The organism is [Clostridium] cellulosi, assembly GCF_036762875.1.
GTDB lineage: Bacteria > Bacillota > Clostridia > Oscillospirales > Ethanoligenentaceae > Ruminiclostridium_D > Ruminiclostridium_D cellulosi.
Genome location: NZ_JBAIZF010000008.1, coordinates 1 through 13,169, shown reverse-complemented (window position 1 = coordinate 13,169; position 13,169 = coordinate 1). Strand labels below are relative to the sequence as shown.

Annotated in this window: 10 protein-coding genes; 3 read left to right on the top strand and 7 right to left on the bottom strand. The window is 43.2% G+C overall.

Annotation, left to right across the window (positions count from 1 at the left end; genetic code table 11):
- Window positions 1–219: 219 nt before the first annotated feature.
- The 5 genes from gatB to yunB all read right to left on the bottom strand — a co-directional run bounded on the left by gatB (window position 220) and on the right by yunB (window position 6,384).
- Window positions 220–1,653, bottom strand: a complete 1,434-nt coding sequence (gene gatB / locus V6C21_RS03425) for an Asp-tRNA(Asn)/Glu-tRNA(Gln) amidotransferase subunit GatB (RefSeq protein WP_034842058.1) — start codon at window positions 1,651–1,653, stop codon at window positions 220–222.
- A gap of 16 nt (window positions 1,654–1,669) precedes the next feature.
- Window positions 1,670–3,127: an Asp-tRNA(Asn)/Glu-tRNA(Gln) amidotransferase subunit GatA gene (gatA, locus tag V6C21_RS03420; protein WP_479268333.1), complete on the bottom strand. Its 1,458-nt coding sequence runs from the start codon at window positions 3,125–3,127 to the stop codon at window positions 1,670–1,672.
- A 43-nt stretch (window positions 3,128–3,170) separates the two neighbouring features.
- Complete coding sequence (gene gatC / locus V6C21_RS03415) at window positions 3,171–3,443, bottom strand: Asp-tRNA(Asn)/Glu-tRNA(Gln) amidotransferase subunit GatC (protein WP_051492546.1); 273 nt, start codon at window positions 3,441–3,443, stop codon at window positions 3,171–3,173.
- Window positions 3,444–3,471: 28 nt separating this feature from the next.
- On the bottom strand, window positions 3,472–5,445 hold the full coding sequence (gene ligA, locus V6C21_RS03410; RefSeq protein WP_045085526.1) for an NAD-dependent DNA ligase LigA: 1,974 nt from the start codon (window positions 5,443–5,445) through the stop codon (window positions 3,472–3,474).
- 243 nt (window positions 5,446–5,688) lie between these two features.
- Window positions 5,689–6,384, bottom strand: a complete 696-nt coding sequence (gene yunB / locus V6C21_RS03405; RefSeq protein WP_034842067.1) for a sporulation protein YunB — start codon at window positions 6,382–6,384, stop codon at window positions 5,689–5,691.
- Between the two features lie 207 nt (window positions 6,385–6,591).
- Here yunB and fabV point away from each other — a divergent pair, with 207 nt between their 5' ends.
- A complete protein-coding gene (gene fabV, locus V6C21_RS03400) occupies window positions 6,592–7,776 on the top strand; it encodes an enoyl-ACP reductase FabV (protein WP_479268332.1) in 1,185 nt (394 codons plus the stop codon).
- A gap of 56 nt (window positions 7,777–7,832) precedes the next feature.
- On the opposite strand, the gene V6C21_RS03395 is transcribed toward fabV, so the two are convergent.
- Window positions 7,833–8,468 (bottom strand): corrinoid protein, encoded by a 636-nt coding sequence (locus tag V6C21_RS03395; RefSeq protein WP_479268331.1) that lies wholly within the window; start codon window positions 8,466–8,468, stop codon window positions 7,833–7,835.
- Between the two features lie 17 nt (window positions 8,469–8,485).
- Window positions 8,486–8,854, bottom strand: coding sequence for a DNA-processing protein DprA (locus V6C21_RS03390; protein ID WP_051492547.1), 369 nt, complete (start codon window positions 8,852–8,854; stop codon window positions 8,486–8,488).
- A 245-nt stretch (window positions 8,855–9,099) separates the two neighbouring features.
- On the opposite strand from V6C21_RS03390, the gene V6C21_RS03385 reads away from it, so the two are divergent.
- Both V6C21_RS03385 and V6C21_RS03380 read left to right on the top strand, forming a co-directional pair.
- Window positions 9,100–9,801, top strand: a complete 702-nt coding sequence (locus V6C21_RS03385; protein WP_479268330.1) for an ABC transporter ATP-binding protein — start codon at window positions 9,100–9,102, stop codon at window positions 9,799–9,801.
- Entirely contained in the window at window positions 9,795–12,965 is a 3,171-nt protein-coding gene (locus tag V6C21_RS03380) for an ABC transporter permease (protein WP_479268329.1), read from the top strand. Before V6C21_RS03385 ends, V6C21_RS03380 begins: the two co-directional genes overlap by 7 nt.
- Window positions 12,966–13,169: the final 204 nt, after the last annotated feature.

Below are 13,169 nucleotides of genomic sequence, written 5' to 3'. Positions count from 1 at the left end.
ATCTGACATGGTACGTAACCTCCTTTGGTTGGTATTTTGTGTGCTAACTTAATTCTACCAAACGGTTACGTCCATGTCATTTTTATTGGACTTCTATGAATTTGCGAAAAATATTATACTTTATCTAAAGTTTACTCTAAGGGATAATCAATAACCTGATATTAAAGGCCACCCTTTCAAGGGTGGCCTTTTTGTGTGCCTTAACTTATTTTTTCGTTATTATTTGTTGAGTTCTTTTTGCAACAGATCTCTCAATATTTGCGGATTGCCCTTGCCCTTTGACGCTCTCATGCACTGACCGACAAGGTAACCCAGAGCGTTTGTCTTACCTTTTTTATAGTCAGCAACGGATTTCTCGTTCTGCGCAAGAACTTCCTTAACAAGTGCTTCAAGAGCCGCGGCATCGCTGACCTGCGCAAGGCCTTTTTCTTTTACAATCTCCTCGGGGTCTTTGCCTGTGGCAAACATTTCTTCAAGGACAGTTTTTCCGGCTGTATTTGAAATAGTGCCCTTGTCGATGAGCGACAGCATTGTCACAAGCATTTTAGGTGAAATCTTCGAATCTTTTAGCTTAATTCCCTTTTCGTTAAGAATCCTTGTTATATCGCCTGTAATCCAGTGGGCAATTGTTTTCGGTTTAACATTGCCGGCTTTTAAACACTCTTCAAAGAACTCGGCCTTATCCAGGCTTTGTGACAGCAGGCCGGCGTCAAACTCAGGCAGAGAATAATCTTTCATATATCTGAATTGCCTGTGATTAGGCAGTTCCGGCAAAGAAGCCCTGATACCTTCGACATATTCTTCGCTGAGAACGATTGTGCCGAGGTCCGGTTCGGGGAAATATCTGTAGTCCTGTGCGTCTTCTTTAGTACGCATAAGTATGCTTTCGCCTCTTGCGTCGTCCCAACGCCTTGTTTCCTGCTCAACGGTGCCGCCGCTTTCAAGAATCGCAATCTGCCGTTTTGCCTCATATTCTATAGCTCTTGCAGTTCCATTAAAGGAGTTTACGTTTTTCATCTCGCAGCGGGTGCCGAATTCCTTGCTGCCGACAGGGCGAACGGAAACATTAACGTCACAGCGTATTGAACCTTCCTGCATTTTGCAGTCTGATACATCAAGACTCAGCAATATCTGGCGTATGGTTTCAAGATAGATTTTCGCTTCCTCGGCGCTACGGAGGTCAGGTTCAGAGACAATCTCAATAAGGGGAACACCGCAGCGGTTGAAATCGACAAGAGAGCCTGAGAAGCTGTCGCCATGCAGCAGCTTTCCTGCGTCTTCTTCTATGTGGATGCGCGTTATTCCTATGCGTTTTATCTCTCCGCCGACAAGAATATCCACATAGCCATGCTCGCACAAAGGCACATCATATTGTGATATCTGATAGGCTTTTGGCAAATCGGGATAGAAATAGTTTTTGCGGTCCTGTTTGCAGACGCGATTGATGGTGCAATGCAGGGCGAGTCCCATTCGGACTGCCTTCTCCACAACCTTTTCATTGAGCGTCGGCAAAGTTCCCGGCATGCCTGTGCATATAGGGCAGCACTCAGTGTTTACTTCCGCACCGAATGCGTTTTTGCATGAGCAGTATATCTTTGATTTTGTATTAAGCTCGGCGTGTACTTCAAGACCAATTACGGTTTCATATTTCATTGTTTAGTTCCCTCCATTATATCCGTGCAACTTCAGCGGGGCCATAAATTTTTTCAAAGGCATAAGCCGCGTCAAGAATCGTCTGCTCGTCAAATTTTCGGCCGATAAGCTGGCAGCCTACAGGCAGACCCGCCTTATCTTTGCCGCATGGGAATGATACTGCAGGGAGCCCAGCAATATTAATAGGTACAGTGCAGATATCAGCGGCATACATCTTCAATGGGTCGTCAGTTCTTTCACCTAATTTGAACGCTGTTTCAGGAGACGTCGGCGTCAGCAGAATATCGCATTTTTTGAACGCCTCGTTAAATTCATCGGTTATTCTGAGCTGAGTGAGTTTTGCGCGCTTGTAATAAGCGTCGTAGTATCCCGAGCTCAGAACAAACGTACCAAGCATAATGCGGCGTTTGACCTCTGCGCCAAAGCCTTCGCTTCTTGAACGTTCATACATATCTATAAGACTATCGAACTTTTCAGCCCGATAACCGTATTTTACACCGTCAAAACGGGCAAGATTGCTCGAAGCCTCAGCACAAGCGATGATGTAATAAGCAGAAAGCGCATAATCTGTGCTCGGCAGGCTTATATTTACAAGCTCTGCGCCCTGTTTTTCAAATTCTTTCGCCGCATTCATCACAATTTCTTTGACTTCTGGGTCAACGCCTTTGCCGAAATACTCAGCCGGTATGCCAATCTTCAAGCCCTTGACATTGCCTGTGAGCTTGTCCGCAACAGGTTCCATATCCTTCTCCTCGCTCGTTGCGTCATAATGGTCATATCCTTTTATGGCGTCGAACAGCATAGCGGTATCTTTAACACTGCGTCCAATCGGGCCAATTTGGTCAAGAGATGACGCAAAAGCAACTAAGCCGAATCTGGAAACTGCACCGTAGGTCGGCTTTAACCCTACAACACCGCAAAATGCGGAAGGCTGCCTTATTGAGCCGCCGGTGTCTGAACCCAAAGCGACAACACATTCGCCTGCCGCTACAGCAGCGGCGCTGCCGCCGGACGAACCGCCAGGCACTCTGTCGAGGTCACGCGGGTTATGCGTTTTCTTGAAGTATGAATTTTCGCAGGATGACCCCATCGCAAACTCATCCATATTGAGCTTGCCCGTGAAAACAACATCGTTATCTATAAGCCTTTTGATGACAGTAGCGCTATAGGGAGGTACGAAATTTGATAATATTTTCGACGCGCAGGTTGTTTTTACGCCGTTTGTGACGATATTATCCTTTATACCTGTCGGTATGCCCGCAAGCGGCGCGAGCTTCTCCCCTGCCGCCAGCTTTTTATCGACTTCTGCGGCCGTTTCTAATGCTGTTTCTTTGGTAGTTGTAATATATGCGGCTACTTTATCCTCTGTTGAATCTATGCGTGAAAAAACAGATTTTGTAATTTCCTCGGCGCTGCACTTCTTTTCTCTGAGCATTTGCGACAGTTCAGCAGCCGTATATTCAAAAAGTTCCATCATATGCACCTCGTTATTTTTTTGAAAATAGTAATGCGCTTTTTTATTCCACTATTTTGGGAACGACAATGCAGCCGGCCTCTGTGGCAGGGGCATTCTTCAATATTTCTTCGCGTTTCATTGAATCCCTTACCTCATCACGCCGCAACCTCATAGCGTCTTCTTTATTTAAAGGAAGGTTTGTATCAGTAAACTCCGGCAGGTTCTCGACCATGCCTACAATTTCACCCATTTGCTTTTTTAATTTGGGTATCTCATTTTCTTCAAGATGCAGCCTTGCAAGTTTTGCAATATGTCGGATATCAATATCTGGCATTATATTTACCTCCATCACCTAATCTGTTTTATTTTATCATTTCTTTAAACTGGTCTTCATTGATTATTGGAACGCCGAGTGACTGGGCCTTTGTCAGTTTGCTTCCGGCGTCCTCACCTGCCAGAACATAAGTGGTTTTTTTAGAAACGCTGCCTGATACCTTTCCGCCGAGGCTCTCTATGATTTTTGAAGCCTCGCTCCTTGTGTAAGTGGGCAGTGTACCTGTAAGAACGAATGTCATACCGGCAAACCGGGTATCGGCAACTTCTTCTGTATTATCTTCCATTAAAACCCCTGCAAAACGGAGCCGTTCTACAAGGTGCTCAGTGCTCTTGAGTTTAAAGAAATCGACTGTGCTTTGCGCTATGACCTCGCCGATTTCATCAATCTGTGTCAGTTCATCCACTGTTACGTTAAACAGCCGGTCTATCGTCTTAAAGCGGCCGGCAATCAGCTTTGCCGCCTTTTGACCAACATTTCTTATACCGAAAGCGTAAAGCAGCCGCGCAAGTCCCGCCGACTTTGATTTTTCAATCGACGAAATAAGGTTTTTCGCCGATTTTTCACCCATGCGCTCTATTTCCTTAACCCTTTCGATATCCAAATAATACAGATCGGCAGGAGACTTGACCAACCCTTTTGAAACAAGTGCCTCTATTATCGCAGGGCCTAAGCCTTCGATATCCATTGCTCCTCTTGAAGCAAAGTGGATAAGATGGCGCAAAAGTTGGGCGGGGCACTCCGCGTTTGTGCACCTTAACGCTGCCTCATCTTCTTCGCGGAAAACCGGTGAGCCGCAGGACGGGCAGGTTGTCGGCATTTTATATATGTCGCCGCCCCCTTTTTTCGCGACTCCGATTATTTCCGGGATTATTTCTCCTGCTTTTCTAACTATAACCGTATCGCCTATGGCGATTTTAAGTCCATCAATAAAATCTTGATTGTGGAGTGTTGCCCTTGAAACGGTTGTTCCGGCAAGCGTCACCGGTTCAAGCACCGCTGTCGGGGTCAGGACACCCGTTCTGCCCACATTGATTTCAATATCGAGCAGTTTTGTTTCTTTCTCTTCCGGCGGGAATTTGAAAGCAGCCGCCCAGCGCGGGAATTTCGCCGTGCTGCCGAGTTTTCTTCTTACCGCATAAGAGTCAACCTTCACAACTGCGCCATCGATATCATATGGCAGTTTTCCGCGCCGCTCACCAATCTTATCAATTTCTTCGATAACCTGTCCAATATCGGTGCAGATTTTATAGTCCGGAATAACCTTGAAACCGAGCTTTTTTAGAAGCTCATGTCCTTTTGAATGTAATTCTACATCGACGCCCTCTATCCGCTGAATATTGAAAACGAATATATCAAGGCCACGTGAAGCAGTAATCTTGGGGTTCTTCTGCCTAAGTGACCCTGCGGCAGCGTTTCGGCAATTCTTAAAGGGCTTTTCATCATTGAGTTCCTGTTGTTCAACCAACTTAAAAAAACGTTCATGGGGCATAAAAACCTCGCCCCTTACTTCAATAAACGGTATTGGCATATTGAGCTTTAGCGGTATAGAGCGAATAGTTTTGAGATTCGCGGTAACATCTTCGCCCGTTACACCGTCGCCTCGCGTTGACCCCCGGACAAACAGCCCGTTTTCATACTCGAGCGACACCGAGAGGCCATCGATTTTCGGTTCAACAACATATGTTATATCTTTCTCGGCCTCGCGAACCCGTTTATCGAATTCCCGAACTTCGTCATGGGAAAACAAATCCTGAAGACTTTCCATGACGACCTCATGATGAACCGGCTCAAACATAGTAAGAGCCTCTCCGCCGACCCTCTGGGTCGGGGAATCAGGAGTTATAAGTTCCGGATGGGCTGCTTCAATTTCCTCAAGTTCGCGAAGCAACTTGTCATACTCATAATCCTCAATCTCAGGATTATCCAGAACATAATATTGATAATTGTGATAATTTAGGAGTTTGCGCAGTTCTTCTGCGCGTTTCGCTGGATCAGACAATATATAAACACTCCAAATTCAAATTTTCTTTGCGATTACATTATTGACTAAAAGCATAATTAATAAAGCTATTTTATTTGATTTAATTAACTGCTTAAAGCCAAAAGAATATGAGATGTTTTCAGGATGTTTTCAGGCTATTTAGTCACATACTGTATATGATTATACTACTATTGCTAAAAAAGAGGAATATATTTTCTGCTAAAAATTCATTCATATCACTCCGTCAAAGCATTAAATTCATCATTTTGAGCCTTTATTTCCATAAATGAATATCTTATCTGAATTGCTTTTCCCTGAGCTGTCATCAACCACTGTATATGAATCAGGTACATTTCCGACAATTACAGTATCCGCAATGGTATAATTGCTCTTTACATTTGTCGTAATATGTGAGGTGGATACAAGCACCGTTATTGACGCGTCTACTTCAAGCAAAACCTGCTGCCGCGTCTGGTTGATTCCAGCAGAACTAAACTCATTTATTATCTTTGTTTCCGCGCTGCCTATTCGCTCAATGTTTACCCTAATTTTCGGCCCCAATCCATGAAAAAGCTGACCGCCTATAACCGTTCCAAGTGGGATACTGAGACTCGATGTGTCAGCCTCGTTCAATTCTTTTATTACCTCGTTTGATATTTTATATTTGAGTTCATCTATTTTCAATGTATTTGCTTTCACCGCAGTGATATTGCCGCTGCTGTCTTTTTCAAGCTCCATCAGCATATCATAAGTTATGTTATTATCTTTGATTACCTTCCCCGCCGCCTGGTTTATAGTATCGGTGCAAATATTTCTCGCCCTGTTTACTGCCATTGTTTCTACAACTGGCAGAAGTCTGTTCATAAATATGATGTATGACAAAAGAAGCGTCAGCAATATTGCAATGGCGACAACAAGCGCTCTATTTTTCCGTCTTTTACTGCGCAAACGCCTCATAATACTCCTCCGCCAGTGTGTCGTTAACTTTCGGTCATCAAATCCTGTTTACTCCTGTAATTATATGAACGAGGACTTGCTATAGTGACTTTACTTCAAAAATATTCTTTATTTCCAAAGTTGAACACAAATTAATAATATTGTATAATAGAAAACTGTAATTTACTTTTGTTCAGTTACCTTTATCATTCCAGAAGGAGAATTAGCATGATAGTTGAGCCGAAAATAAGAGGTTTTATCTGCACCACCTCGCATCCGACAGGCTGCGCAAAAAATGTTGCGGAGCAAATCGCCTACGTCAAAAGCAAGCCCGCAATTGATGGCACAAAAAAAGCGCTGATTATCGGGTCTTCGACAGGATACGGCCTTGCCACACGCATAGCAGCAGCTTTTGGCTGCGGAGCTGCAACCATCGGCGTTGCTTATGAAAGGCCTGCACAGTTAAAAAGGACAGCTACTGCCGGATGGTATAATACGGCGGCGTTTCAAAAACAGGCACTTGATGATGGCCTTTATGCAAAGAGCATAATGGGCGACGCGTTTTCAAAGGAAACCAAAGATAAGACAATTGAGCTCATAAAAAGAGATTTGGGCAGCGTTGACCTTGTTGTATACAGTCTCGCGGCTCCTCGCAGGACTGTAGATTCAGGCAAAACCTATTCCTCAGTAATCAAGCCCATAGGTAAAGCATATACAGGCAAAACAATAGATATGAATACTCACAAACTTTCAACCGCAACAGTTGAGCCTGCAACAGAAGAAGAAATCGAAGGAACGATAAAGGTTATGGGCGGCGAGGACTGGCGTCTTTGGATTGAAGCTCTTAAAGGCGCAGGCGTTCTCGCCCAGGGAGCTATAACACTTGCTTATTCATATATCGGGCCGGAAATAACACACGCTATCTATGCCGACGGAACTATAGGCATGGCTAAAAAGGACCTTGAGAAAACCGCAAAGGATATTACAGATTTGCTCGCGCCTATAAACGGCAAAGCTTATGTATCAGTAAACAAAGCTGTCGTCACGCAGGCAAGTTCAGCTATTCCGGCTGTTCCGCTGTATACTTCGATATTATTCAATGTTATGAAAAAATTAGGTATCCACGAAGGCTGCATAGAGCAGATGTATAGAATGTTTGCAGAGAAACTCTATGTTCCAAAAACGATTGTCGACGAAAGCGGCAGAATACGGCTCGACGACTTTGAACTTAGAGATGACGTCCAAAAAGAGGTTTCGCGAATCTGGAACAGTGTAAACGACAGCAATCTTGAAGAGGTCGCCGACGTGCGCGGGTATTGGGACGATTTTTACCGTTTGTTCGGTTTTGGAATTGACGGCGTAAACTACGAAGCAGACGTAGATATAGAAACGGAAATCCCCGGGCTTGTTTAAAAATTAAATGGGGCTGCCCTAAGGCAGCCCCATTTTTTTGCTTTACTGAAATCCGATTACTTTTTCAAAAACTCAACTGCCACTTCCGCGGCCGTCGCAGCATCAGGTGTATATGAATCGGCACCTATTTCATCGCAAAACTGCTGTGTTACCGGCGCTCCGCCTATCATAATCTTAACCTTGTCGCGTATTCCGGCGTTTTCAAAAGCTTTAACTACTTCGCCCATAACGCCCATTGTTGTTGTAAGCAGTGCCGAGCAACAAACTAAGTCGCAATTTTCATTAATTGCTGTGTCCAAGAATTTTTCCGGCGACACATTTGTGCCGATGTCAATTACTTCAATACCCTTGCCTTCCATCATCATTTTAACAAGATTTTTTCCGATATCGTGCATATCACCCTTAACGGTACCTATACATGCCTTTCCGAGTGTCTTTTTGCCGCCTGATACAAGCAACGGTTTCAACAACTCAGTTCCTGCGCTCATTGCCCGAGCGGCGATCATTACTTCAGGAACATATATTTCATTCTTTTTAAACTTTTCGCCGATTATATTCATTCCAGCAAGGAGGCCTTTATCCAAAATTTCCTGAGCCTCAGCACCTTCATCAACCGCCTTTTGGACAAGCTCCTTAACAAGATTAACTCTGCCCTTTTGTAGTCCTTCTGAAATTTCATCAAAAATACTCATCCACTACACTCCTGAAATTAATTGCTTTTGCAAACAAAATATCGCTGGTTAAGCAAAAATATCCTAAACGGTTTACGACGCTTAATGCAGCATATTATTGCGTGCCTTGTACCTTTTGAGTGACCATCCCAAAAAGCCAACACATAATCCGCTTTGTCGACAATCTCGTTGTTTCTAACAAGCGGTGCAATTCTACCGTACTTTTTATAATTGGGACGACAACATGTAAATTTAAGGCCCAATTCTTTTGCAGCCTTTTTCGCAAGAAAATCAACGCCTCTTGCTCCACCGGAAATGATCTCCGAACAGCCAACCGGTATTTGCTCTAAAATCATATTGTAAGCGTTTTCACATGTATCTCTTGAACCGATTATGGCAACCTTCAATGTCACCGCCCCTTTCCCTTGCTATTTATTTATTATACTACCATCCATATGAGAAAAAGTAAATAACTTTAAATTTTATCCGCCAACTTTTTTAGACCAAATTCTTGCAGCAATAAGGTTTGTGAAAATATTCACAGCAGAAATACAAATATACTGCAGCTCGTAGTAATAAGTGGTATAATATTTATATATACGAATGTGTAATGAGAAAACATCATTTTCGTCGAGCCAAGGTGATAGATATTATGAGTTATGTAGTACTTGAAAACGTCGTAAAACACTACAAAATGGGCGAAGTTACTGTCAAAGCAGTGGACGGCGTATCCTTCCAAATTGAAAAAGGCGAGTTTGCTGTAATTGTTGGCCCAAGCGGGGCTGGAAAATCTACCATACTCAACATACTCGGCGGAATGGATACGTGCGACAGCGGAAGGGTTATTGTAAACAATGAAGAAATAAGTACTTATAACTCAAAAAGGCTGACGGCCTATCGGCGATATGATATAGGTTTCGTATTTCAGTTTTACAATTTGATAAATACTCTTACGGCTCTTGAAAATGTCGAGCTTGCAAATCAGATATGCAAGAATCCGCTTGACGCTGCCCAAGTGTTAGCTGAGGTTGGGCTTAAAGACAGACAGAACAACTTCCCGTCTCAGCTTTCCGGCGGTGAACAGCAGCGCGTTTCTATTGCCCGCGCCCTTGCGAAGAATCCTAAGCTCCTTCTTTGTGACGAACCGACAGGTGCGCTCGACTATACTACCGGAAAACTCATACTATCGCTTTTGCAAAAGACCTGCCGCAGCAAAGGAATGACCGTTATTGTCATCACGCACAATCAGGCAATTACTCCAATGGCAGACCGCGTTATAAAATTAAAAAGCGGCAAAGTCTCTGATATTATTGTAAATCCGAACCCGACACCTGTCGAAAGGATTGAATGGTGATGCGAAACTGCTTTTCTAAAGCCTCTTTAAAAGACAGCAGGCGCAAAATACTGAAAACTCTCAACAGGTATATTTCGATTGTAGCCATCACCGCCCTCGGTGTCGCATTCTTTTCTGGGCTTCGCGCAACAGCTCCGGACATGCGCACTACCGCCGAAAACTATTTTAAAAATCTAAACTTTATGGATATACGCCTGATATCAACTGTTGGATTTAACGATGATGATGTAAGCGCCATAAAAAGTGTCAGCGGATTAAAAGGCGTTATGCCGGGATATTCTGCAGATGCAGCTGTTCGGTATAATAATCAGAATTATAATGTCAAACTCGAATCACTCAATCTAAATCAATCCGCAAGCAATAATTCTTATATAAACAGGCCGAAAGTAACAGAAGGCAGAATGCCGCAAAATCAACACGAGTGTCTCGCGGATACTAAATTCATGAAATTCATCAACTGTAAAATTGGCGACAAGGTAACATTTAATTCTGGCAGCAGCAAGGATATCAACGATATTCTCAAATTTGATACTTTTACTATCGTAGGTATTGCGGAAAATCCGCTTTATATTTCCTATGGACGCGGCACAAGCACAATAGGCAACGGCACTACAGACGCCTATTTCTTTATTCCAAGCGACGCATTTTCGCTTTCAGTTTATACAGATATCTATGTCGTCGCAGACAACCCAAAGCATTACCCCATTTTTTCCGACAATTATGATAATAAGGTTCTCAAGCCACTGAAAGACGCCCTTTCAAAGATATCGGAAAAACGCAAAGATATCCGCTTTAGGGAAATCAAAAAAGAAGCAGAAGATAAAATAGCAGACGCCGAAAAGAAGGTTGCTGATTCAAAACAACAACTGTCCGACGGGCAGAAAAAGATTGATGATTCCGCAAAAAAAATTTCTGACGGACAGAAATTACTTAACAGCAAAAAGAATGAATTTGAAAAGCAGACAGCCGCAGCCGAAAAGCAGTTGTCTGCTGCGCAGGCGGAATATGAGGCAGGCAAAAAGGAATACGCCGATAAGGCTGCACAGCTTGAACAGGCGTCTATACAATACAACGAAGGCTTAAAAAAGCTCAATGAGGCAAAAGAAAAGCTTGCCGCTCTCAAAAGCATTTATCCGGCCGGAAGCCCAGAAATCAGTGCTTTGGCAGCAGCAATAGCGAAAAATGAAGCTGAACTAAACGCACTAAAGGCTACTATTGACAGCGGCAGAGAGCAGCTCGCTTCAGCTAAAAAAACTCTTGATGAAACCGGGGCAAAGCTTGCTGCATCAAGGCAGGAACTTGAAAAGAAGAAGCAAGAGAGCATTGACAAAATCAACGCAGAGCAGAAAAAGCTCGATAATGCTAAGGCTCAGCTTGAAAAGAGCAAAGCAGATTTCGAAAAGCAAAAAGTCGATGCTGAAAAAAAGATTGATGAGGCACAAAAAAAGATTGCTGACAGCAAGGCGCAACTCTTAAAACTTGAAAAGCCAGTATGGTATATCCTCGACCACAACATGAATGAGGGATTTTCGAGTTTCAAACAGGATGCCGACAGAATAGAAGCTATAAGCCTTGTCTTCCCCCTCATCTTCTTCCTCGTGGCGGCACTTGTCAGCCTTACCTGTATGACAAGACTTGTCGAAGACGACCGTGGTTATATTGGCACGCTGAAGGCTTTGGGATTTTCAAACGGCTCAATCGCCTCAAAATATTTGTTCTATGCCATTTCCGCATCACTTATTGGCAGCTTGCTTGGCTGTGCTGTCGGATTCCAGCTTTTCCCCAATGTCATTTTCGACGCGTACCGTATCCTATATACTCTACCTCCGATTCAGGCCGACTTCAACATAACTTATGCCGTTTTATCCACCTGCGCGGCTGTTTTCTGCGCCGCTTTTCCCGCATACCTTGTATGTATTGATTCACTCCGCGAGACTCCCGCTTCTCTTATGCGGCAAAAGGCGCCTCGTCCCGGGAGAAAAATACTCTTAGAAAGAATTACGCCGTTATGGAAAAGGCTCAGTTTCATTAAAAAGGTCACCGCGCGCAATTTATTCCGCTACAAAAAGCGCTTCTTTATGACGGTTATAGGCGTTGCAGGATGTACCGCTCTGGTTCTTACCGGGTTTGGTCTTCAGGATGCAATTACTGCGATTGTTTCATGGCAGTATGACCAAATCAGGACTTACGACATGGAAATTGACCTCAAAGAAAACATATCCAGCGAAGAATTAAGCAAAATTCAAAATATTCTGGATACAGATAAAAATGTGACGGGCAGTATTTGTGTCCTGCAACAAGCTGTTGACGCCTCAAACGCTGGCAAAACACAGTCCGCATATATCGTCATTCCGCAAGACGGAAGCGATTTAGACAATTTTATTCATCTGCGTGAACGTGTTGGGCACAAATCTCTTAAACTTGACGATAATTCGGTAATAATTACAGAGAAGCTATCCACGCTTTTAAAACTTAAAGCCGGCGATAAGATAACGCTCAGGAATTCAGACGGAATTGAAAAGAAAGTCAAAATATCCGGTATCGCAGAAAACTATCTATTTCACTATGTATATATATCACCGGCTTTATATAACAAGCTTTACGGCAAAAAGCCTGAAATCAATCAGATTCTGGCTACAATCTCTGATAAATCAAAGGCCAGTGAGGACAGCCTTTCACAAACTATAATTAAACAGGATGGCGTTTCCTCTGTCTACTTTACTACTGAAAACAAAACCAATTTTCAAAAAATGATAAAAGCAGTACATTCTGTGGTTATAATTCTTATAATATCCGCAGCTGTGCTTGCTTTCGTCGTACTTTTCTCTCTTACAAGCATTAATATAGATGAAAGGCGCCGGGAGCTTGCTGCGATTAAGGTACTTGGCTTTTACGATAATGAACTTGCGGCTTATATCTACCGCGAAAATATTATTCTGACAATCATCGGCATTGCCTTCGGTCTGCTGCTCGGCGTTGTTATGGAGAGATATGTAACCATCTCCTGTGAGATTGATCTGGTCATGTTTGGCCGACAAATAAATTGGTATAGTTTCGTTTATTCGGCGGCGCTAACAGCGGCCTTTGCATTCTTTGTAAATGTCATAATGTATAGACGCATCAAACAAGTAGACATGGTAACTTCACTAAAGAGTATGGAGTAATGTCAAGCCCTTTAGCAATTTTAAGTATAATTGTAAGTAGGCTGTGATATACCGAAAATAAAACAGCCCCAAGCCGTTTGATATGATCCTCCTAAAGTAGACCATGGAAATATCCAAAACTACTTTAGGAGGATTTTTTATGGGTAAATCACCGCATAGTGCCGAATGGAAGTTAAGGATTATAAATGAATATCTATCAGGGCG

Excerpts from the sequence above, each read along its gene's own strand:
- gatB (WP_034842058.1), bottom strand. The coding sequence starts at position 1,653 with ATGAAATATGAAACCGTAATTGGTCTTGAAGTACACGCCGAGCTTAAT.
- gatA (WP_479268333.1), bottom strand. The coding sequence starts at position 3,127 with ATGGAACTTTTTGAATATACGGCTGCTGAACTGTCGCAAATGCTCAGA.
- gatC (WP_051492546.1), bottom strand. The coding sequence starts at position 3,443 with ATGCCAGATATTGATATCCGACATATTGCAAAACTTGCAAGGCTGCAT.
- yunB (WP_034842067.1), bottom strand. The coding sequence starts at position 6,384 with ATGAGGCGTTTGCGCAGTAAAAGACGGAAAAATAGAGCGCTTGTTGTC.
- fabV (WP_479268332.1), top strand. The coding sequence starts at position 6,592 with ATGATAGTTGAGCCGAAAATAAGAGGTTTTATCTGCACCACCTCGCAT.
- V6C21_RS03395 (WP_479268331.1), bottom strand. The coding sequence starts at position 8,468 with ATGAGTATTTTTGATGAAATTTCAGAAGGACTACAAAAGGGCAGAGTT.
- V6C21_RS03385 (WP_479268330.1), top strand. The coding sequence starts at position 9,100 with ATGAGTTATGTAGTACTTGAAAACGTCGTAAAACACTACAAAATGGGC.
- V6C21_RS03380 (WP_479268329.1), top strand. The coding sequence starts at position 9,795 with ATGGTGATGCGAAACTGCTTTTCTAAAGCCTCTTTAAAAGACAGCAGG.